General features: G+C 64.0%; 21 protein-coding genes and 1 tRNA gene. 13 read left to right on the top strand and 9 right to left on the bottom strand.

What is annotated here, in order from left to right; genetic code table 11:
* Nucleotides 1–117: 117 nt before the first annotated feature.
* From VQ044_RS11810 to VQ044_RS11800, 3 genes are all read right to left on the bottom strand, one after another.
* Entirely contained in the window at nt 118–1317 is a 1200-nt protein-coding gene (locus tag VQ044_RS11810) for an MHYT domain-containing protein (RefSeq protein WP_327647458.1), read from the bottom strand.
* Between the two features lie 220 nt (nt 1318–1537).
* Nucleotides 1538–1795, bottom strand: a complete 258-nt coding sequence (locus tag VQ044_RS11805) for a DUF6552 family protein (protein ID WP_327647457.1) — start codon at nt 1793–1795, stop codon at nt 1538–1540.
* Nucleotides 1785–2486 carry an SDR family oxidoreductase gene (locus tag VQ044_RS11800; protein WP_327647455.1) on the bottom strand — a complete coding sequence of 234 codons (702 nt, stop codon included), beginning with the start codon at nt 2484–2486 and terminating at the stop codon, nt 1785–1787. Before VQ044_RS11800 ends, VQ044_RS11805 begins: the two co-directional genes overlap by 11 nt.
* 117 nt (nt 2487–2603) lie before the next feature.
* Between VQ044_RS11800 and VQ044_RS11795 the strand changes: the two genes are divergently transcribed.
* The 5 genes from VQ044_RS11795 (at nt 2604) to VQ044_RS11775 (ending at nt 7970) form a co-directional block, all read left to right on the top strand.
* On the top strand, nt 2604–3494 hold the full coding sequence (locus tag VQ044_RS11795) for a LysR substrate-binding domain-containing protein (RefSeq protein WP_327647453.1): 891 nt from the start codon (nt 2604–2606) through the stop codon (nt 3492–3494).
* Nucleotides 3495–3961: 467 nt separating this feature from the next.
* Nucleotides 3962–5080, top strand: coding sequence for an ABC transporter substrate-binding protein (locus tag VQ044_RS11790; RefSeq protein ID WP_327647505.1), 1119 nt, complete (start codon nt 3962–3964; stop codon nt 5078–5080).
* A 72-nt stretch (nt 5081–5152) separates the two neighbouring features.
* Nucleotides 5153–6070 (top strand): ABC transporter permease, encoded by a 918-nt coding sequence (locus VQ044_RS11785; protein WP_327647451.1) that lies wholly within the window; start codon nt 5153–5155, stop codon nt 6068–6070.
* On the top strand, nt 6067–6891 hold the full coding sequence (locus VQ044_RS11780) for an ABC transporter permease (protein ID WP_327647449.1): 825 nt from the start codon (nt 6067–6069) through the stop codon (nt 6889–6891). Before VQ044_RS11785 ends, VQ044_RS11780 begins: the two co-directional genes overlap by 4 nt.
* Complete coding sequence (locus tag VQ044_RS11775; protein WP_327647448.1) at nt 6888–7970, top strand: ABC transporter ATP-binding protein; 1083 nt, start codon at nt 6888–6890, stop codon at nt 7968–7970. Before VQ044_RS11780 ends, VQ044_RS11775 begins: the two co-directional genes overlap by 4 nt.
* 24 nt (nt 7971–7994) lie before the next feature.
* Here VQ044_RS11775 and VQ044_RS11770 read toward each other — a convergent pair whose 3' ends face one another.
* The 5 genes from VQ044_RS11770 to VQ044_RS11750 all read right to left on the bottom strand — a co-directional run bounded on the left by VQ044_RS11770 (nt 7995) and on the right by VQ044_RS11750 (nt 11686).
* Nucleotides 7995–8348, bottom strand: a complete 354-nt coding sequence (locus VQ044_RS11770; protein ID WP_327625036.1) for an SHOCT domain-containing protein — start codon at nt 8346–8348, stop codon at nt 7995–7997.
* Between the two features lie 125 nt (nt 8349–8473).
* The gene (locus VQ044_RS11765; protein WP_327647503.1) at nt 8474–9406 is read right to left on the bottom strand and encodes an SDR family oxidoreductase; all 933 of its coding nucleotides are present in this window, start codon (nt 9404–9406) and stop codon (nt 8474–8476) included.
* A gap of 23 nt (nt 9407–9429) precedes the next feature.
* On the bottom strand, nt 9430–9717 hold the full coding sequence (locus tag VQ044_RS11760; protein ID WP_327647447.1) for a hypothetical protein: 288 nt from the start codon (nt 9715–9717) through the stop codon (nt 9430–9432).
* A gap of 43 nt (nt 9718–9760) precedes the next feature.
* Complete coding sequence (gene queG, locus VQ044_RS11755) at nt 9761–10942, bottom strand: tRNA epoxyqueuosine(34) reductase QueG (RefSeq protein WP_327650956.1); 1182 nt, start codon at nt 10940–10942, stop codon at nt 9761–9763.
* A gap of 51 nt (nt 10943–10993) precedes the next feature.
* A complete protein-coding gene (locus VQ044_RS11750) occupies nt 10994–11686 on the bottom strand; it encodes a glutathione S-transferase family protein (RefSeq protein WP_327647443.1) in 693 nt (230 codons plus the stop codon).
* A 351-nt stretch (nt 11687–12037) separates the two neighbouring features.
* Here VQ044_RS11750 and VQ044_RS11745 point away from each other — a divergent pair, with 351 nt between their 5' ends.
* A complete protein-coding gene (locus tag VQ044_RS11745) occupies nt 12038–12844 on the top strand; it encodes an undecaprenyl-diphosphate phosphatase (RefSeq protein ID WP_327625044.1) in 807 nt (268 codons plus the stop codon).
* A gap of 145 nt (nt 12845–12989) precedes the next feature.
* Here VQ044_RS11745 and VQ044_RS11740 read toward each other — a convergent pair whose 3' ends face one another.
* Nucleotides 12990–13994, bottom strand: a complete 1005-nt coding sequence (locus VQ044_RS11740; protein ID WP_327647441.1) for a complex I NDUFA9 subunit family protein — start codon at nt 13992–13994, stop codon at nt 12990–12992.
* Between the two features lie 156 nt (nt 13995–14150).
* On the opposite strand from VQ044_RS11740, the gene VQ044_RS11735 reads away from it, so the two are divergent.
* From VQ044_RS11735 to VQ044_RS11705, 7 genes are all read left to right on the top strand, one after another.
* A tRNA-Leu gene (locus VQ044_RS11735) sits at nt 14151–14235 on the top strand.
* 186 nt (nt 14236–14421) lie between these two features.
* On the top strand, nt 14422–15603 hold the full coding sequence (locus VQ044_RS11730) for a tyrosine-type recombinase/integrase (protein WP_327647439.1): 1182 nt from the start codon (nt 14422–14424) through the stop codon (nt 15601–15603).
* Entirely contained in the window at nt 15604–16230 is a 627-nt protein-coding gene (locus VQ044_RS11725) for a hypothetical protein (protein WP_327647437.1), read from the top strand.
* A 78-nt stretch (nt 16231–16308) separates the two neighbouring features.
* The gene (locus VQ044_RS11720) at nt 16309–16512 is read left to right on the top strand and encodes a helix-turn-helix transcriptional regulator (RefSeq protein WP_327647435.1); all 204 of its coding nucleotides are present in this window, start codon (nt 16309–16311) and stop codon (nt 16510–16512) included.
* Between the two features lies 1 nt (nt 16513).
* The gene (locus VQ044_RS11715) at nt 16514–16945 is read left to right on the top strand and encodes a helix-turn-helix domain-containing protein (protein WP_327647434.1); all 432 of its coding nucleotides are present in this window, start codon (nt 16514–16516) and stop codon (nt 16943–16945) included.
* A 49-nt stretch (nt 16946–16994) separates the two neighbouring features.
* On the top strand, nt 16995–18119 hold the full coding sequence (locus VQ044_RS11710; RefSeq protein WP_327647432.1) for a tyrosine-type recombinase/integrase: 1125 nt from the start codon (nt 16995–16997) through the stop codon (nt 18117–18119).
* A gap of 70 nt (nt 18120–18189) precedes the next feature.
* Nucleotides 18190–20582, top strand: a 2393-nt coding sequence (locus tag VQ044_RS11705; RefSeq protein WP_331827672.1) for a class I SAM-dependent DNA methyltransferase, incomplete at its 3' end; no start/stop codon positions are given.

The raw sequence follows: 20582 nt of genomic DNA, 5'->3' as shown, positions 1-20582 counted from the left end.
GATAGGCGCGGACATTGGGGCGAGGCTGTTCCGCGGTAAGACGGCCGGCCTCAACGCGTCACGAACGCCCGGATTGCGCACGAAATGCCGTTTTCGGCGCATGAACTGCGTCAGCGTTTATGACCTATTTCCGGCCTGCTGCGGCCTGGCATCGTGTCGGGCGAGGCCGAGACGCGTCTTCAGTTCCGCGATCCGGGCTCGGCTAACCGGAACCTGGTGCGGCGTCAGCCCGTCGAGTTCGACGATGCCGCCATCTCCCGCCCGGCGCACCGAGGTCACGTGCGGGATCGCGACGATGTGGCTGCGATGTACCCGCAGGAACTGGGCCGGGTCGAGCCGCGCCTCGGTCGTGGAGATCGACCACGGGCACATCCGCTCGCGGGTGCCGTCATGCACCAGCGTATAATGCGCGTCGGCCTTCACGCCGCGCACCTCCGCCACGTCGATGAAATGCGTGCCGTCGGGCCCTTCGACCGGCAGCCGCGTCACCGGCGGCAACAACGGCCGCGTGTCGGCCGGCGGATGTGCGGCGCCCGCGCCGAGGGCGTCGGCGACAAACGCCGCGTCGCCGATGCCCGCCGGGGCAAAGGCATGGACAGCGCGCTGGCGCGGTTCGGGAACCAGCAGCAGCAGGAAGCCCGCGGCGATGACGAAACAGAGCAGCGCGACGATCAGCGCCAGAACTTCGGCCGAGGCGACCAGTCCGACGGGGCTCGCGCCGTCCAGGGAATCGAGCGGCTGCAATCGCATCCCGTACATCGCCGTATAGTGCATGCCGGAGACGGCGAGGCCGAAGGCGACGGCACTCAGCGCCAGCCGCCGGCCATCATGCCGGGCGATCAGGATCCGCAAGCCGCCATAGGCCGTGCCGACCGCGATGAGCGCCGCGAGGCCGACCATGACGGGGTCGTGCTCGATGGTGAAATCGCCCGCCAGTCCGTGAATCCCGACATAGTGCATCGAGACGATACCGGCGCCGAGCAACAGCGCCGAGGCGATGACCCGCCCTTCGGACGGCTCACCGACGCTGACGAAGAACAGCGAAACGCCGACGACCAGCGCGCAGATCAGAAACGAGACGATCGTCGGCAGGACGAGATAGCCGGCGGCCTGCGGAAGCGGCGCGGCCAGCATGCCGATGAAATGCATGGTCCAGATGCCGACGGCGAGGAACACGGCCGCGCCGGCGAGCAGCAGCCGGCGCGTCAGTCCCGGCGCGCCGCGGACCCGGGCCGCGAGACCGAAGCCGGTGTATCCGCCCAGAATCGCGACCGCCAGCGAGAGGGCGACCAGATAGGGATTGTGCCCGTCGAACATCTTGCTACCGCAGCGCGCCGGTGTCCTTCCGGGCGCGCTTTCTCCTCGCGGAGAAGTCTATAATCGCCGGGGCGGCAATGACAACGTGCCGTTGCCGCCAATGTCCAGACGCGCGGGAGCCGGCAATTGCGCATCGTCCCCGTCGCCGAACCTGATTCGGCGATCATGCTTTTGTCAGGTCGATGCGACGGAGCGACGATCAGCCGATTTCAGGCGACTTTCAGCTGCTCGCAAGCCCCACCAGCATCGCGCCGAGAGCGACGAGGTGGATCAGGATGAGTGCCCGATCGTTCCACAGCACACCGACCGCGAACCAGCCGATGAGCCCGACCACAAACAGATAGATGTTCCAAGGCGTCCACCCGAAGGCCGTCGCCGTATAGCCCATGATCTGGATGATCGACGCAACCCATTTGATCGTAAAGGCGATCTGGCCGTTGTTGCGCGGTGCCGGTTCCGCGACGGCGTCAGACAGCACGGGTCAGCCCGCCATCGACGCGAATGTTCTGGCCGGTCATGTAGGCGGCGTCCTCGGAGGCGAGATAGGCGATCAGCGACGAGACCTCGCCCGCTTTGCCGTAGCGGCCCATGGGAATGCGGGCGCGGCGGTCCTCGGTTTCGGGCAGGCTGTCGATAAAGCCGGGCAGAACATTGTTCATCCGCACATTGTCGGCGGCGTATTTGTCGGCAAACAGCTTGGTGAAGGCGGCAAGCCCCGCCCGGAACACGCCCGAGGTCGGAAACAGCGGGTCCGGCTCGAAAGTTGCGAAGGTCGAGATGTTGACGATCGAACCCCCGCCCTGGGCCACCATGATCGGCGCGACGAGACGGGTCGGCCGCACGACATTGAGCAGATAGACCTCCATGCCGGTGTGCCAGTCCTCGTCGCTGATCTCCAGCACCGGCCCCTTCGGCCCGTGTCCGGCCGAGTTGACCAGCGCGTCGACGCGGCCCCAGCGGTCCATCGCCAGATCCACCAGCCGTTGCAGATCCGCGACCGACCGGTTCGAGCCGGTAACGCCGACACCGCCGAGGTCGGCGGCGAGAGCCTCGCCTTTGCCCGAGGACGACAGGATCGCGACGGTGTAGCCGTCAGCGGCCAAGCGCTTCGCGGCGTCGGCGCCCATGCCGCTGCCGCCGGCTGTGATGAGGGCTACTTTCGAGGTCATGACCGTTCTCCGTTGTCTCTATCCGTCGCCAGAATGGACCTCCGGCGGGGGCTTGACCAATCATGTCTCGTCGCGCGAGACTGTAGAAAATCTACTGCCTGAACTGAGGCGCTCCCCGTGCGAACACCGAATTTGAACGCGTTGCGGATGTTCGACGCCGCCGCGCGGCATCTGAACTTCCGGCTCGCGGCGGAGGAACTGAACCTGACGCAAGGAGCCGTGGCGCAACAGGTGCGCCGGCTCGAGGCCGATCTCGGGCAGGTGCTCTTCCACCGCAAGGCACGCGGCATCGCGCTGACCGAGACGGGGGAGAGCTATCATCGCCCCATCTTCCGGGCGTTGGCGATCATCGATGACGCCACCGGGAAGCTGCGGCCGGAGACCGCCCGCATCACGCTGAGCGTCACGCCCTCCTTCGCGGCGAAATGGCTGGTGCCGCGACTGAGCCGCTTCGAAGAAGCCTACCCCGAGATCGATCTGCGGACCGTCGCCAGCGAACGGATCGCCGATTTCCAGCCCGACGGCGTCGACATCGCCATCCGTCACGGGCATCCGCCGTTCGAACGCGGCACGCACAGCACGCTTCTCGCCCCTCTTGATCTCTGCGCGGTCTGTAGCCCCGGATACGCGGAGTCAGCCGCGCCGATCGAGCGGTTCGAGGATTTTGCCGCGCACCGGCTGATCCAGGACAGCCATATTTTCTGGGAAACGCTGTTCGAGCACAGCGGGACGACGGCCCGCCATCGCATCATGCAATTCAATCAGACATCGCTCGCCATGGACGCGGCGGCGAACGGCCAGGGAATCGCGCTGGCGCCGCGCTTGCTTCTGGCGGAGGAGATCGCGCGAGGCCGACTCGTCATGCTGTGGCGGGACGAAAGCGACGATCAAAGCGGCTACCACATCGTCCATCCGATCGGGGGGAAACCGAATCCCGCCAGGAACGCCGTGGTCGAGTGGATCCGCTCCGAGGTCGAGGGAACCGGCGATCTCGATCCATCGCGATAGCTTGGGCGGAGAGCATGCATTCGCGGGACGGCGACGCGGGTGCGGATAGCAGAGCCGAGAACGCCTAACCATGCCGAAACGACCGCCGGTTCGCTCATTCGGACCGCCATGCGCCATTACCGCGGCGCGGACCCCATTTTCAAATCGGATTGATGGCGAGGCGAGGACGTGCCTAATATCACCGGTCGAGCCTTTCTGAAGCCTGCCGTGCAGCGACATCGGACTGTCATCGACGGATGTTACCGCACCGGCGCTCCCATTGGGGAAGCGACTGGTTTTCGTCGACGCCCGTGTCGACGCTCTCTGAGAGTCCGTTTCGAAACTCACTGCGGCGGGTTCAAAGGCCCCTCGGATGGTCGCTCCGCAATGACATGATACCCGATTTCCGCGGGTTTGGGCGTCCCGGGTGAACCATGGAGGCTGGTCTTGGCAGGGTTTCGAAACGGCCTCTGAGAGGGTTACCCATGATGACGTCCCGAACATGCACCACGGCGCTCGCCACCGTCCTGTCTCTGTCGACCAGCCTTGCCCTCGCGCAGTCCGGCGACGCCGCGATGTCGATGGACGAGCTCGTCGCGGCAGCCAAAAAGGAAGGTCAGCTCACCACCATCGCGCTGCCGCACGACTGGTGCAATTACGGCGAGATGATCGAAGGCTTCAAGGCGAAGTACGGCCTCGCGGTCAACGAGCTCAATCCCAATGCCGGCTCCGGCGACGAGATCGAGGCGATCAAGGCCAACGAGGGCAACACCGGCCCGCAGGCGCCCGACGTCATCGATGTCGGACTGTCGTTTGGACCGTCCGCGATGGCCGAAGGCCTGCTGGCTCCCTACAAGGTCTCGACCTGGGACGAAATTCCGGAGGATGCCAAGGATGCCGACGGCCATTGGTACGGCGATTACTACGGCGTCCTGGCCTTCCAGGTGAACAAGGACATCATCGACAACGTGCCCACCGACTGGGCCGATCTGATGAAGCCGGAATATGCCAACGCGGTCTCGCTGGCGGGTGATCCGCGCAGCTCGGCCCAGGCGATCCAGTCGGTCTACGCGGCCGGGCTCGTGGCCACGCCCGACGGCGGCGGCGAGGCGGTCGGCAAGGCCGGCCTCGACTTCTTCAAGAAGCTGAACGAAGCCGGCAATTTCGTCCCGGTCGTCGGCTCGACCGCGACGCTGGCGCAGGGGACGACCCCTGTGCTCATCCATTTGGATTACAACGCGCTCGCCTCCCGCGATACGCTGAAGGGCAATCCCGCGACGGAAGTCGTGGTGCCGAAGTCGGGCGTCGTCGCCGGCGTCTACGTCCAGGCGATCAGCGCCTTCGCGCCGCATCCGAACGCCGCCAAGCTCTGGATGGAATATCTCTACTCGGACGAAGGCCAGCTGACCTACCTGAAGGGCTATTGTCACCCGATCCGGTTCAACGCGATGTCGAAAGCAGGCAAGATCCCGCAGGAACTCCTCGACAAGCTGCCGCCGGCCGAGGCCTACGATACCGCGAAGTTCCCGAGCCTCGACGACCAGAACGCCGCCAAGGCGGCGATCACCGGCGAGTGGGACAGTGTCGTCGGCGCCACCGTCCAGTAGCACGCTCGATGTTCGGATCGCCGGCGACGCCGGCGGTCCGTCCGGTCGCGACACGGACGACAGCGGGGGATCATGGCGTCTATCGTCGATGCAGGGACGACCGGTTCGCGAACGGCGCCCGCCGCGGGACCGCCGCGCAGACGACCGCCGCGCTCGCTGGCCTGGCTCGGCATCGTGCCATTCTTCGCCTTCGCGCTGCTGTTCCTGATCGGGCCCACGGTCTATCTGGTCTTCGGCGCCTTTCAGACCCCTAGCGGCGCGCTGACCTTCGACAACATCATCGGCCTGTTCACCCCGCAGATCATGGCGGCCTATTCGATCTCTATCCAGGTCAGCCTAGCCTCGGCGGCGTTCGGCGCGCTGGTCGGATTCTTCATCGCCTACGCGATCGTCCACGGCGGCCTTCCGGGCGCAATCCGGCCGACTGTTGTCACCTTCGCGGGCGTCGCCTCGAATTTCGCCGGCATCCCGCTGGCCTTCGCCTTTCTGGCGACGCTCGGCCGTCTCGGCCTGGTCACACTGTTCCTCAAGGATACGTTCGGCATCAATATCTACACGCTGGGCTTCAACCTGTTGTCGTTCTGGGGCCTGACCATCACCTATCTGTATTTCCAGATTCCGCTGATGGTGCTGATCATCACCCCGGCGCTCGACGGGTTGAAGAAGGAATGGAGCGAGGCCTCCGAGATCCTCGGGGCATCACGCTGGCAATATTGGCGGATGGTCGGGCTGCCCGTGCTGGCGCCCTCGATCCTCGGCTGCTTCCTGTTGCTCTTCGCCAATTCCTTCGGCGCGATCGCGACCGCCTATGCACTCACCGGATCCTCGCTCAACATCGTGCCGATCCTGCTCTACGCGCAGATCCGCGGCGATGTCCTCTACAACCCCAATCTCGGCTACGCGCTCGCCTTCGGCATGATCGTCATCACCGGCTGCTCCAACGTTCTCTATCTGTGGCTGCGCGCCCGTGCCGAGCGGTGGCGGCAATGACAAATTCGCGGCTCGTCCCCTTCGCCATCGTCGCCGTCGGCGCGCTGTATTTCTTCCTGCCGCTGGTCGCCACGTTCGAATTCTCGCTGTCGATGCTGCGTGGAATCTGGAGCTTCGAGGCTTACCGGGTCGTCTTCGACGATCCGCGCTTTCGCGAGACCTTCGTCTTCTCCGTCGTCGCCGCGCTCGCGACGATCGTCCTCGGCGCGCTTCTCGTCGTGCCGACGGCCTACTGGGTGCGGCTGAAATTTCCCAGGCTGCGGCCGCTCGTGGAGTTCATCACGCTGCTACCGCTGGTGATCCCGCCGATCGTTCTCGTCTTCGGCTATCTGCGGCTTTATAACTCGTCCTCGCTGCTGCCCTTCACCGGCAGCGCCCTCGGCACCAATATCCTGCTCGTCTTCGGCTATGTCATCCTGTCGCTGCCCTACATGTTCCGCGCGGTCGATACCGGCATGGCGGCGATCGACATCCGGACCCTGACCGAGGCCGCCGAAAGCCTCGGCGCCAGGCGCCCGACGATCCTGTTCAAGGTGATCCTGCCGAATGTCCGCGCCGCGGTCCTGTCCGGCGCGTTCCTGACCTTCGCCATCGTCATCGGCGAGTTCGTGCTGGCAAGCCTTCTCAACCGGCCGGCCTTTGGCCCCTATCTCGCGTTGATGGGCGCCAACCGCGCCTATGAGCCGGCGGCGCTCGCGGTGATCGCCTTCGCGGTCACCTGGGCCTGCATGGCCATGCTCCAGGTTGTCGGCAGCCAGGCTCCCGGCCGCTCCCGTTCGGGACGATCGCTGTTCAAATTGGGAAGGCGCGCCGCCCGATGAGCTTTCTCCAGATCTCGAACGTCTCGAAGCGCTTCGGAGCGACTACGGTGGTCCGCGATTTTGACCTTGCGGTTGAACGCGGCGAGTTCGTCTCGTTTCTCGGACCGTCCGGTTGCGGCAAGACCACGATGCTGCGGATGATCGCCGGCTTCGAGACGCCATCGGCCGGCAACATCGTGATCGACGGCGAAGACGTGACCGACACCCGGCCCAACCGCCGGCGGATCGGCATGGTGTTCCAGGCCTATGCGCTGTTTCCGAACCTTTCGGTCGCCGACAACGTCGCCTTCGGCCTCAAGGTCGCCGGCCGCCCGAAATCCGAGATCGGCCCCCGTGTCGAGGAAATGCTGGCGCTGATCAAGCTGCCGCATCTGGCCGAGCGCTATCCTTACCAGCTCTCCGGCGGGCAGCAGCAACGCGTCGCGCTCGCCAGAGCCCTGGCGCCGAGCCCGCGCGTCTTGCTGCTCGACGAACCGCTCTCGGCGCTCGACGCGCAAATCCGCCTGTCGCTGCGCGAGGAGATCCGGGCGCTGCAGCGCGAGCTCGGTATCACCACGATTTTCGTCACGCACGATCAGGAAGAGGCCTTGTCGATCTCCGACCGGATCGTCGTGATGAGCGACGGCCGCATCGAACAATGCGGCGCGCCCTTCGAGATCTACAATCGGCCGACCAGCCGTTTCGTGGCGAGTTTCGTCGGCACGCTCAGCCTTCTCGACGGCGTCAGGGAAAGCGGTTCGACGGTCGCGGTCAACGGCACGTCGGTGACGCTGGCCGAACCGCCGCAAGGCGCGGCGGGAGCCCCAGTGACGCTGGCGCTGCGGCCCGAGGCAGTGAAGCTCGAACCCTCGCCCGAACGGATCAACCGGCTGAGCGCACGAGTGGAGGACACGCAATTTCTCGGCTCGGTGGTGCGGCTGAAACTGTCGGTCGCCGGCGGCATCATCCTCGCCGATACCTTCAACCGGCCGACCGAGCCGCCGCCGCTGCGCGGCGCGCTCGTCGACCTCTATTTTTCGCCGTCCGACGTGTTCGCGCTGAAACCGGGCGCGGCGCCAGAACCCGCGACAACGGCCTGACCGCCGTCGACCGCGCGCCTTCGGTCACTCGCCGAGGGTGCGCTTGCGTTCCTCGAAATCGTCCTTGTCGATCTCGCCGCGCGCATAGCGCTCCTTGAGGATATCGTGCGGCGAGCGTCCGCCCTGTTGATTGGGCGCCTGCATTGCCGGCCACGCCCCGCCGCCGAGCCAGCGCACCAGGAGGACAATGAGGCCGATCACGATGGCCAGGAACAAGATCATGAAAAAAGGACCGAAGATCATGCCGGACCAGCCTCCATCCCAGCCCATATGCGGGCCATAGGCGTATCGATAGGGTTCCGTCTGCTGCGCCAGGGCCATGCCCGGCATCAGGGCGACGGCCGCGACCGCCGCCGGAATGATTGTGTACCTGCTCATTGTGCTGCTCCATGTTTCCGGCTCGGGCGGCTCGCACGCGCGCGCTCCGCCGTACCATCCGCAAACCATGAACCTTCCAGCAACCGTCGCCTTGATGCGGATCAAACCGGGCGCGGGCGAGCGCCTTACCCGCCCTTTTCCTGTTTGTAATCCCCAACCAACCCCGCCAGGCCCTCGCGATAGGTCGGATAGCGGAAGGCGTAGCCCGCCGCCTTGATCTTGGCGTTGGAAATCCGCTTGTTCTCGCCGTAGAAACTGCGCGCCATCGGCGACAACTCGGCCTCGTCGAACCCGGTTTCCGGCGGCGGCGCGACGCCTGCGAGTTCGGCGGCGTGCGCGACGACGTCCTGTGGTGGCGCCGGCTCGTCGTCGCTGACGTTGAACACACCGCCGAGGCGCTGGCCGGCAAGCAGCGCCAACGCCCCGGCGATATCGTCGACATGGATGCGGTTGAACACCTGGCCGGGCTTCACCAGCCGCTTGGCCGTCCCCCTGGTCAGATTGACGAAACCGTTGCGGCCCGGCCCGTAAATGCCGGAAAGCCTGAGGATCGCCAACGGCACGCCGCGCGTTTCCGCGACCTCCCGCCAGGCATCCTCCGCCGCGACCCGCGCCTTGGAGCGCTCGGAGACCGGCCGGGTCTCGCTGTCCTCGTCGACCAAGTCGCCGTCATGGTCGCCATAGACGCCGACCGTCGACAGATAGCCGATCCATTGCAAATTCGGGCTGCCATGGGCGATCTCGTCGACATACCAGCGCAGCACCGGATCACCTGCCCGGGCGTTGGCGCCGCCGACGCAGGCGCCGACTGGGGCGGCATGGCCGGGCGGGATCGAGACCAAGAGGTGGGTGGCGCGATAGAGCGTCGAGGCGATGCCGTCCGCCGGATGCTCGCCATCGAAAACGAAGGGCTTCAGGCCATGCGCGGCCAAGCTTGCCGCCTTGTCCCTGGAGCGGACTGTAACGCCGGTGACCGTGTTCCTGTCGAAGGCCTTGGCGTCGAACGTCTCGACGAAGCGCGAAGCCGAATAGCCGTGGCCGAAGACGAAGAGCCGCATCCGAGATAGATCGGATATGTCCGTCATGCCGCTCGACCTTTGACACGCGAATGACGCCGGCCGGCCGGAACGATCTCGTCGACCTCGAGCCGACCGATCCTGAGACGGCCGATATCGGCGGACCCGACCTTTGCCCGACCGATCGACAGCCGACCGATCGCGAAGGCGCCGAACGCGATCGCTCCGACGGCGAGCGCGCCGATCGCCAGCGCCCCGACCGCCCCAGCGCCGATCGCCTGGCGGCGGCGCAGCGCGTCGGGCAGGCTGCCGCCGGCCCATTGCAGCGAGTGCCGGGCCTGCTCGACGCTCATTCTGCCAGCCTTGACTGCGGTTTCGCCGGCCGTAACGGCGGCATCACGCACCGTCTCGGCCGACTGCCTCGTCTTCCTGCCCCAGCGCATGCCATTCGCTCCTGACGTTCGGATTGTCTTCGCTATCGAGCGCCCCGACGCGTTCACGCAAGGCGTCGGCACGATCGAGACGGTCCAGCGCCCAGATCGCCATCGCCCGAACCAGCGGCGCTGGGTCCCGCAGCAATCCCCAGACCATGGGAGCCAAATTCGGATTCCCGGAATTTCCGGCCGCAATCAGGCAGTTGGAGACGAACTTGTCGCGACCGATCCGCTTTACCGGCGAACCGGAAAACAGCGCCCGGAAGCCATGATCGTCGAGGGCGAGCAGTTCCGCAAGGCGCGGCGCCCGCAATTCGTCGCGCGCGATCAGCTTGGCCTCGCGGGCGTTCGCCGCGAACTTGTTCCAGGGACAGACGGCGAGGCAGTCGTCGCAGCCATAGATGCGGTTGCCCATCGCGGCACGGAACTCGCGCGGGATCACCGCCTTGGTTTCGATCGTGAGGTAGGAGATGCAGCGCCGCGCGTCGAGTTGATAGGGCGTGGGGAACGCGTCGGTCGGACAGACGTCCTGGCAGGCGCGGCACGAGCCGCACAGGTCTCGACCCGGCTCGTCGGCGGGAAGCTCGAGCGTGGTGAAGATCGAGCCGAGGAACAGCCAGGAGCCATGTTCCCGGCTGACCAGATTGGTGTGCTTGCCCTGCCAGCCGAGTCCGGCGATCTCGCCGAGCGGCTTTTCCATCACCGGCGCAGTGTCGACGAAGACCTTGGCGTCGTGGCCGCTGGCGGCGCCTCCGGCCTTGGCGATCAGCCGTGACGCCAGTTCCTTCAGCCGACCCTTGATCAGTTCGTGATAGTCGCGGTGGCGGGCATAGACCGAAATCCCGCCGCGATCGGGCCGCGACAGGATCGCCAGCGGGTCCTCGTCCGGCGCATAGCTCAGGCCCAGAACGATAATCGAGCGCACCTGTGGCCACAGCGCCCTCGCCGAGCGGCGCCGTTCCGCCGTCTCCGGCATCCAGTCCATGGTGCCGTGGCGGCCCTGGGCGAGGAAGTCGTCGAGCCGCGGACCGGCCGCAACGTCGCCGGTGCCCGGCGCGATGCCGACGGCGTCGAAGCCGAGACGGCGCGCGTCGTCCCGGATGAAGAATTTCAGGCGGTCAGGCAAATTGTGGGGTGGGGCCACCATGCGTCAGTTATAGCGGAAGCCTGCGGCCAGCGGAAACCGCCGCGCGGCTCAGAAATCCAGTTCGCCGTAATGATGTACCGGCGGCAGGCCGCGCACCCGTTCGCTGAGCAGCGGGCGGAAGGACGGCCGGGATTTCACCCGCATGTACCAGTCCTTGGCCGCCGGCTCCTGATCCCAAGGGACTTCGCCGAGATAGTCGAGGATCGACAGGGCGGCGGCCGCTGCCAGATCGGCGTAGGACAGCTTCGGCCCGGCCAGCCAGTCACGGCTTTCGGCCAGCCAGCCGAGATAGCGCAGATGGTGCTTGAGATTGGCCCGCGCGGCGCGGATCGCCGCGGCGTCGGGCGCACCGCCGCCCTCTTGCGGCTTCATTTCCAGCTTGAGCACCCGCTCGCGCACCAGATAGCGCGTCACCTCGCCGTCGAGTTTGGACAGGAACCATTCGGTCAGCCGGCGCGCCTCGGCCCGCTCGATCGGCTTTTCCGGCAACAGCCGCCGATCGCGCTGGAAGACGCCGCGCGTCTCGTCGAGATATTCGCCCACCACCGTCGCGCCGACGATCGGCGGGCCGTTGTCCTCGATCATCACCGGAAGCGTCGCCGCCGGATTGAGGGCGAGGAATTCCGGCCGCTTTTCCCAGGTCCGCTCCGGCAGAAGTTCGGCCCGCTCGCCGTATTCGCCGAGCACCAGCCGCACGAAGCGCGAGGCGGCGGACATCGGATGATGGTGAAGCTTCAGCATGAAAACGGGTCGGGAGCTCTTGCGTGGGGTCGCCGGGCACGGCTGGCGGCGCCGGACCGTGATGATATCGAAACACACGGCCGGAAGATCGGGCGGTCGCGTGGACCAGGATTGTCGCAGGTCCGCGTCAACGAACCCTGAACAACCTCGCCTCGGTGTTTCTGGGCCACATAGCAGCATCCGTGTGGCTTGCAAGATGTTGCAATCCTCGACCGAACGGAGTCAAAGCGCTGCGGGCCATGTTCCGCGTCGCGTTTCGATGCCCACGCGCGTCTCTCACCGGGACCGGCATCGAACGCTTCGCATCGGCCTTCCCGCGTAGATCAGAGATTCATCAAGGACGACGCTTTTATGGAAATCGGGACCATCATCGACGCGGTCATCCTCGGCATTACCGAGGGTCTCACCGAGTTCATTCCGGTTTCCTCGACCGGGCATATCCTTTTGCTCGGCCATTTCCTCGGCTTCCAGTCGACCGCCCGCAGCTTCGAGGTGCTGATCCAGCTCGGCGCGATCCTGGCAATCCTCGCCGTCTATTTCGCCCGGCTGTGGCAGCTGTTCATCACGCTGCCGTCGAGCCCGAGAAGCCGCCGCTTCGTCGCCGGTATCGTGCTGGCCTTCCTGCCGGCGGCCTTCGCCGGCGTCCTTGCGCACGACTTCATCAAGACGGTGCTGTTCGAGACGCCAATCGTCATTTGCGTGGCGCTCGTCGTCGGCGGCATCCTGCTGCTCGTCGTCGATCGGATGCCGCTCACCGTGCGCTATCACGACGTCATGGATTATCCGCTCTCGCTCTGCCTGAAGATCGGCCTGTTCCAGACTTTGGCGCTGATCCCCGGCACCTCGCGCTCGGGCGCCACCATCGCCGGCGCGCTGTTGATGGGCACCGACAAGCGATCGGCGGCCGAATTCTCGTTCTTCCTGGCCATGCCGACCATGGTCGGCGCCTTCACCTACGATCTGATCAAGAACCGGGACCTTCTGTCGCTCGACGATTTCGGGCTGATCGCCATCGGCTTCGTCATGGCGTTCCTGTCGGCGCTCGTCGTCGTCCGCGGCCTGCTCGACTTCGTCTCGCGGCACGGCTTTGCGCCCTTCGCCTGGTGGCGCATCGCGGTGGGTCTGGCCGGTATCGTGGCGATTGTGGCGATCGGCTAACGCGGAATGAGGAATGAGGAAAAGTGAGAACCGGTTTTCCGCCCGCATTCCCCGCTGACCTGCTGGAATCGATCCTATTTCATCGTAATCGAGCGCGAATTAAGAGCCTGGACGCCGGCTGGCGTCCAGGCCTTGCGCGATCCGCTCAGACGAATTCTTTTTCGTCCGGCGTCAGGCCGCCGGCCTGCGGTTGCGGCGTGGTGAACTGGCCCTCCGGGCGAAACCGGACGAGATAGGTCGGCAGGATCGCGTCGATCGTATGCCCCTTCAGCCCGAAGGCGGCGAGGTCGCGGCCCTCAGCGATGGCTTCCTCGGAGACCACATTGTCGTGCCGCAACTGGCGGACCTGGTCCTCGGTCAACGGCGCGCCGGGCAGAAACCGCATGACCCGCGCCATCGAAGCGGCTGCGCCGAACGGGATCGTGACGAAACGGCGCTTGCGGGCGATCACTGCGAGCATCTCTTCCATCAGCTCGCGGAAGGTGAGGATCTCCGGCCCGCCGAGTTCATAGACGCGGCCACCCGCCACCTTGCCGTCCACCGTCGCGGCGATCGCCTCGGCGACGTCGCCGACATAGACCGGCTGAAAGCGGGTGCGGCCACCGCCGATCAGCGGCAGGACCGGCGAGAATCGCGCCATCTGGGCGAAGCGGTTGAAGAACTGGTCTTCCGCCCCGAACACGATCGAGGGCCGGATGATGGTAGCATCGGCAATCGTTTCGCGCACCGCCTGCTCGCCGGCCGCCTTGGTGCGGGCATAGGCGGAGTCGGAGGAGGCGTCCGCCCCGATCGCCGAGATCTGGGTCATTCGCGCCCCGACGCCACGCGCCGCCTCGGCCACCGCCTGCGCCCCGAAGGACTGCACCGCCTCGAAATTCTGTCGGCCGCTTTCGGCAAGAATCCCGACGAGATTGATCACATGATCGGCGCCCACGACCGCCCGATCCACCGTCCAGCGATAGCGCAGATTCGCCTGGACCGGCATGATCTGGCCCATATTGCCGTTGGTCTGCAAGTGATAGGCCAGATCCGGCCGCCGGCAGGCGACGCGGATGCGGTAGCCGCGGCGAGCGAGCGCCAGCGTCACATAGCGGCCGAGGAAACCCGAACCGCCGAAGACCACTACTGTCTTGCCCGTGTCGACCGCCATCGTTCCCGCGCTCCTTGCTTGCCTCGCCATGTCGCCGCCCGGTAGCCCGCGCGCAATCGGCTTCGCCTTGCCTCATAACCGGTTCGCCCGCCAAGGTGAAGGCGCGAAAAAACCGCGTTGACAGCGGCGGGTCCAGCTTCTAATTGTCCGCGCCGTGCCCAGGTGGCGGAATTGGTAGACGCGCACCGTTCAGGTCGGTGTGTCGCAAGGCGTGAAGGTTCGAGTCCTTTCCTGGGCACCATTTCCCTATTCGAGACGGTCCGAAACAGTCCGAATAACGGCCCAAACCCCTAGAAACGCTGAATTCTTGATCCGACGTTGTCCAACGCGGGGTGTTGGTATCCAATTCATTTGTTGGTAGTTTTGTTGGTATCGGCCGCGAAAAGCGGTTGGAACCGAAACTCGATACCAACAAACGGATGGCGGAATGTCGCTCTCTGACCTGCAAATCAAGGCTTTCAGGCCTTCCGAGCGTCCCTCGAAACATAGCGATGGGGGCGGTCTTCATTTGTTGGTATCGCCGACCGGCTCGAAGCTGTGGCGAGTGTCCTATCGCTTCAGCGGAAAACAGAAGCTTCTCTCGCTCGGTCCCTATCCGACGGTCTCGCTGGCGGATGCGCGCGCGCGACGCGACGAGGCCAAATCGCTCCTGAAACGCAACATCGATCCATCGGAAAAATCGAAGCTCGATCAAATCGCGTTGACGACTTCGCGCGCGACCACCTTCGACGCGGTGGCGGAAGAGCTGCTTTCGAAAGCCGAGCGCGAAGGCAAAGCTGCGGCGACCCTGACGAAGAAACGCTGGCTTCTGGGATTGGTCCGGCCCGACATCGGCGCCCGGCCGATCACAGAGATCAGCGCGGCCGAAATTCTCGTTCCTCTTCGCCGTGTCGAAGCGCAAGGCAATTATGAAACCGCGCGCCGGCTTCGTGCCGTCGTCGGCCAAGTGTTCCGCTATGCGATCGCGACGGCGCGCGCCGACAACGATCCGACCTACGGGCTTCGCGGCGCCCTCACCGCTCCGACCGTCACGCATCGCGCGGCCTTCACTGACTGGAAGCGCTTTGGCGGATTGCTTCGCGCAATCGAGACCTATGAGGGCTCGACCGATACGCGCGCCGCGCTGAAGCTTCTCGCCTTGCTCTATCCGCGACCGGGCGAATTGCGGCAAGCGGAATGGAGCGAATTCGATCTGGCGAAGCGGGTGTGGACGATACCGGCCGCGCGAACGAAGATGCGCCGGGAGCATCGCAAGCCCTTGTCCGACGCGGCTGTTGCGATCCTGGAGAATGTGAAAAGCCGCTCGGGATCGGGACGCCTCGTCTTCCCTGCTATCCATACCACCTTGCGGCCGATGAGCGAGAACACGCTAAACAGTGCGCTTCGTCGGATGGGATTCGACAAGGACGAGATGACGTCGCATGGTTTTAGGGCGTCGGCTTCCTCGCTGCTGAATGAAAGCGGCCTCTGGCATTCGGACGCGATCGAAGCCGAGCTGGGCCATGTCGGCGCCGACGAAGTGCGACGCGCCTATCATCGGGCGGCTTATTGGGACGAACGCGTACGTATGGGCGAATGGTGGGCGAAGACAATAGAGGCGGCGCAGTAGATGGCGGCCGATGAGCTCACTTCATACTGGATGCACGTCAGCGCCTTTACAGTGAATCAGGCTTCGGCCCTTTGGTGCGGCGTCGACCCGGCTTCGATTGGGTCACTTTTCATTGGGGCGCCGTCCGAAGCTCACGCAACAAAGCAGATGCTGGTGGCAGCGATAGTGGGAGGCGAGCTGAAAGCCGATTCCAGCACTAACTCTCTCACCTTCATTGGCGACTACTCGGGCTCGCTCGTCTCGCGGCACGACCTCGAAGATTTTGCTCGGAAACGAAAGCTCTTTCCGGCATTCTTGTTCGACACATTGGCGCCGTTCGGTGCATCATCAGCCACGCCGCTTGGACAATTCCAAGCGAGCAATGTCATAGCGCCTCGACCAATACATTCCTACACCGGAGGAAAAGGCGGAAGGCCGCAAGAGTATGATTGGAATTCCTTCATGCTCGAAATCATTCGGCGCGCGAATCTTCCCGACGGGCTTCCCGAAACCCAAGCTGAATTGATCCGCGATATGCTCCTATGGTTTCGTGACACATACGATGCGGAGCCGGCGGAAAGCTCCGTCAAAAGTCGAATCTCCAAAATCTACGGGTACTTAGGCGAGGCCAAAAACCCCCTAGCGTAAGTTTCTGCCGCTTTTCGGCTTTTTAGCACTACGCGATCTTACAGAACGTCAGCCGTCTTGAACCGACGGAGGCGAATTATGTCGCACTACACTCACCTTCCTGAAACCGGCTTCCTGCGCTTGCGCTCCATTCTCGCGCCGGCCGGCCCGATCCCCGTTTCCAAATCGACCTGGTGGGCGGGCGTACGTGACGGCCGCTTTCCCAAGCCGACGAAGCTGGGCAGTCGGATCACCGTCTGGCGAGTGGAAGACATCCGCGCCCTGATCGACAAGGGGCGCTGAGATGGCGCGACGCCCGTCTTGGCGGGCGATCGGCAGGCACCGGACCTACACCGTGGAAGAGGCCGCCACCGCACTCGGCGTTCATCGTAGAACGATCCGGCGATGGCTGAAGGTGAACGGGCTGGAGGCGATCGACGGCAGGCGGCCGACGCTCATTCACGGCTCGGACCTGATCGCTTTCCTGAAGGCTCGCAAGCCGGCAAAGCGGACGCTTCAGCCGCACGAGGGCTTTTGCTTCTCCTGCCGAGAGCCACGCCGGCCGGCCTTCGACGCGGTGGAGGTGGAGGTCTCGGCGTCGGGGCGCCTCTCCTATCTCGCGCTTTGCGACACATGCACCACCACCATGCACAAGAAGCTCGGCAAGGACCTTCTGCCGGCGCTGGAGGCCAGATGCACCGTGACGATCAGACAGGCGGACGCACGCATAGGCTAGATCGCCGATCACCGTCCGAATGTTCACTTGCGAAAGGAGGCTGACACCCATGGCAAGGCACCACGCGAAAAACGAGCGCATCAAGCGCGCCTACATGATCTGGCTGGAGGATGCGAAGCGCATGGCACCTGCTTCCGTCAACGCCGCGCTGGCCGCCATCGCCGACTTTGAAGCCAGCACCGGCCACCGCGACTTCGCTGCCTTCCACCACGAGCAGGCGCGCGCCTACAAACGGCGGCTGGCGGAAGCCGGGCACAGCGCCACGGGCAAGCCGCTGGCAAAAGCGACCGTCACGGCCCGGCTGAAGGCCTGTCACGCCTTCTTCGTCTGGCTCGCCGGGCAACCCGGCTACCGATCGAAGATCAACGGCTCCGACGCGGAATATTTCAATCCGTCGAACCATGACCTGCGGATTGCATCGGCGAGGCGCGAAAAGCCCGGTCCGTCTCTGGAGCAGGTGAAGCACGTCATCGCCACCATGCCGGCCAGCACCGATCTGGAAAAGCGCGACCGTGCTGTCGTCGCCTTCATCCTCCTGACGGGCGCGCGCGACGCGGCGGTCGCCTCGCTGAAGATCCGTCATGTGAGCGTTGCCGGCCGTTTCGTCGATCAGGATGCCCGCACCGTGAAGACGAAGAACCGGAAGACGATCCGCACCGACTTTTTTCCGGTTGGGGGAGAGGTGGAAGCCATCGTCCTGGACTGGATCGCCCACCTCACCGGCCCGCTTCTCTTCGGCCCTGACGATCCACTCTTTCCGAAGACGAAGGTTCTGCCAAACGCGGCCGGCCTCTTTGCGCCGGCCGGGCTGGAGCGGGCGCATTGGTCCAACGCCGGCCCGATCCGTGACATTTTCAAGCGCGCCTTCCCGGCGGCCGGCCAGCCCTATTTCAATCCGCACAGCCTGCGGAAGACGTTGATGAGGCTCGCTTTCGATCTGGGAGTGAATGGCGAGGCAATAAAAGCCTGGAGCCAGAACCTCGGTCACGAGAAACTGGACACAAGCTTCAACAGCTACGGCACCGTTAGCGCGGAACGGCAGCAAGAGATTCTGGCGGGGCTACGCAGTCGCGATGATCGGACACGAAATAATCACGGCGAACCGTTGGATGACGAAACAGTGCGGCGAGCCTTGCGACAATTTATCCAAACCGGCGCGGCAACTGCAAACTAAGGAAATCTTCCGAATGCGGTAGGCAGGGTCTTTCCACTCCGATAGCTTCCCGCAACGGGGAGAGGGACGCATGACACCGCACGAATTCATCAAGAAATGGAGCGGAACAAAGCTCAAGGAGCGCAGCGCGGCGCAAGAGCATTTCCTAGACCTTTGCCGGCTGCTTGACGAACCTACGCCGGCCGACGTCGATCCGTCCGGGCTCGATTTTGCTTTCGAGGTGGGCGCGACGAAGACGACGGGCGGGCGCGGCTTCGCGGACGTGTTCAAACGCGGGCATTTCGGCTGGGAATACAAGGGAACCCACGCGAACCTCGACACGGCCTTTGCTCAGCTTCAACGCTACGCCGTCGCCCTCGACAATCCACCCCTCCTTATCGTTTCCGACATCGGCACAACGATCCGCATCCATACCAACTGGACGAACTCTGTCTCGAAGACCTACGAGGTCGCGATCGCCGCCCTTGAAGACGCCGATAAGCGGCAATGGCTGAAGGACGCCTTCAACGATCCCGAGCGTCTGCGACCGAAGAAGACCCGGCAGCAATTGACCGAAGAGGTCGCCGGAGAGTTCGCCGAACTCGCCAAGTTGCTGCGCTCTCGAGGCCACAAGCCAGAGGAGGTAGCGCACTTCATCAACCGGCTCGTGTTCTGCATGTTCGCCGAGGATGTGAAGCTTCTCCCCGGCGCGATGTTCACGCGAATGATCGAACGAGCCATCGAGGAGCCATCCGAGTTTGAGGGGTTCGCCCGCGATCTCTTCGTTGCCATGAAGAGCGGTGGCAGGATCGGCTTCGAAAAGGTCGCTTGGTTCAACGGTGGACTCTTCGACGACGATCTCGTGTTCGCCTTGACGAAGGACGAGATCAAGATCGTTCACCGCGCCGCCGTCCAATACTGGGGCGATATCGATCCGTCGATCCTCGGGACGCTATTCGAGCGCGGACTTGATCCCGACAAGCGCAGCCAGCTTGGGGCGCACTACACCGACCGCGACAAGATCATGATGATCATCAACCCGGTGATCGTTGAACCGCTTGCCGCCGAGTGGGAGGCCGCCAAGAGCGAGATCGAGGGTCTCCTGATCAAAGCTGAGGACGCCGAGGCGATCGCCAAGACGGCCGGCGGACGATCCGGCTCCTCTCGCAAGGGTCGCGCCACGTCGGCTCGCAACGACGCTCAGGCGGTCCTTGATCGATACCTTCATCGCCTTGCCGACTACCGCGTCCTTGACCCGGCCTGTGGGTCAGGCAACTTCCTCTATCTCGCCCTTCGGGCTCTGAAGGACCTGGAGCACAGAGCCCAAGTCGAAGCCGAAGCGCTTGGGTTGCCGAGGCGGTTCCCCTCGATTGGCCCCGAGGTCGTCAAGGGGATTGAGATCAACCCCTACGCCGCCGAACTGGCCCGCGTATCTGTCTGGATCGGCGAAATCCAGTGGATGCTGAAGAACGGCTTCGCCGCGTCGATGAACCCGATCCTGAAGCCGCTTGAGACAATCGAGTGCCGGGATGCCTTGCTTACAGAGAGCTATTCAAGGGCCCACTGGCCCTCGGCTGATGCCATCATCGGAAACCCACCCTTTCTGGGTGGAAGCAAGATGTTGTTCGAACTTGGCAAAGAGTACGTCGAAGCACTCAGAATAGCATCAGCCGGGGACGTTCCCGGTGGAGCTGACTTCGTAGTCTATTGGTTTGCAAAGGCTTGGGAACAGCTACGCCGCCGGTCGCATGTGCGTGCCGGTTTCGTTTCGACCAACTCAATAAGGGGAGGCGCGAACAGGGAGGTTCTAACTAGGATCGTCAAAGGCGGTCGAATTTTCCACGCTTTCGCGGACGAACCTTGGACCGTTGATGGCGCCGCCGTCAGGGTTTCTCTTATCTGCTTCTCATCAGAGAAACTTGGAGCCTCAGTGCTCGAAGGCACGCCGGTTGGCGAAATTCAATCTGATATAAAGGCAGGGCTAGGTTTTGATCTCGGTGACGCAGTACGTCTTGATACCAACAAAGATATCTGTGTGAGAGGAGTGGAGACTGGAGGACCATTTCAAATCGACAGACAAACGTTCTTAAAGCTCATCGACCAGCCCACCAATCCAAACGGCTACAATAACGACAGGGTTCTTCGGCGAATTTTCAACGGAAATGACTTGCTCAAAAGGCAACCTGAAAGGTACATGATTGATTTCTCCGAATTCGCAAGACAAGCAGACGCCGCGATGTTTGAGAAACCCTACGAGCACCTTGAACGCGCATATCAGTCATACTCTTCGAACCGGAAACGGCGGGTGGTGATACGGGAGCATTGGTGGACGCATCGTCGGTCTGGGGCAGCGTTGAGAAAGGCGACAAACAATCTGAAACGAATGATAGTAACTGAACCGCCCCGGGTTTCCCGGAGACCTCAGTTCCTGAGAGGATGGGGTCATGATGACGAAGACGACATCGAAGAGATATTCACCGGAGG

It is taken from the genome of Aurantimonas sp. C2-5-R2, from assembly GCF_036549495.1.
Lineage (GTDB): Bacteria > Pseudomonadota > Alphaproteobacteria > Rhizobiales > Rhizobiaceae > Aurantimonas > Aurantimonas coralicida_A.
The sequence above is the reverse complement of the archived record's forward strand: the minus strand, read 5'-3'. Positions and strand labels throughout refer to the sequence as shown.

Coding starts and splice junctions, on each gene's coding strand:
- VQ044_RS11790 (WP_327647505.1), top strand. CDS start 3,962: ATGACGTCCCGAACATGCACCACGGCGCTCGCCACCGTCCTGTCTCTG.
- VQ044_RS11775 (WP_327647448.1), top strand. CDS start 6,888: ATGAGCTTTCTCCAGATCTCGAACGTCTCGAAGCGCTTCGGAGCGACT.
- VQ044_RS11720 (WP_327647435.1), top strand. CDS start 16,309: ATGTCGCACTACACTCACCTTCCTGAAACCGGCTTCCTGCGCTTGCGC.
- VQ044_RS11725 (WP_327647437.1), top strand. CDS start 15,604: ATGGCGGCCGATGAGCTCACTTCATACTGGATGCACGTCAGCGCCTTT.
- VQ044_RS11760 (WP_327647447.1), bottom strand. CDS start 9,717: ATGAGCGTCGAGCAGGCCCGGCACTCGCTGCAATGGGCCGGCGGCAGC.
- VQ044_RS11780 (WP_327647449.1), top strand. CDS start 6,067: ATGACAAATTCGCGGCTCGTCCCCTTCGCCATCGTCGCCGTCGGCGCG.
- VQ044_RS11750 (WP_327647443.1), bottom strand. CDS start 11,686: ATGCTGAAGCTTCACCATCATCCGATGTCCGCCGCCTCGCGCTTCGTG.
- VQ044_RS11730 (WP_327647439.1), top strand. CDS start 14,422: ATGTCGCTCTCTGACCTGCAAATCAAGGCTTTCAGGCCTTCCGAGCGT.
- VQ044_RS11740 (WP_327647441.1), bottom strand. CDS start 13,994: ATGGCGGTCGACACGGGCAAGACAGTAGTGGTCTTCGGCGGTTCGGGT.
- VQ044_RS11770 (WP_327625036.1), bottom strand. CDS start 8,348: ATGAGCAGGTACACAATCATTCCGGCGGCGGTCGCGGCCGTCGCCCTG.
- VQ044_RS11800 (WP_327647455.1), bottom strand. CDS start 2,486: ATGACCTCGAAAGTAGCCCTCATCACAGCCGGCGGCAGCGGCATGGGC.
- VQ044_RS11710 (WP_327647432.1), top strand. CDS start 16,995: ATGGCAAGGCACCACGCGAAAAACGAGCGCATCAAGCGCGCCTACATG.
- VQ044_RS11765 (WP_327647503.1), bottom strand. CDS start 9,406: ATGCGGCTCTTCGTCTTCGGCCACGGCTATTCGGCTTCGCGCTTCGTC.
- VQ044_RS11785 (WP_327647451.1), top strand. CDS start 5,153: ATGGCGTCTATCGTCGATGCAGGGACGACCGGTTCGCGAACGGCGCCC.
- VQ044_RS11810 (WP_327647458.1), bottom strand. CDS start 1,317: ATGTTCGACGGGCACAATCCCTATCTGGTCGCCCTCTCGCTGGCGGTC.
- VQ044_RS11745 (WP_327625044.1), top strand. CDS start 12,038: ATGGAAATCGGGACCATCATCGACGCGGTCATCCTCGGCATTACCGAG.
- VQ044_RS11715 (WP_327647434.1), top strand. CDS start 16,514: ATGGCGCGACGCCCGTCTTGGCGGGCGATCGGCAGGCACCGGACCTAC.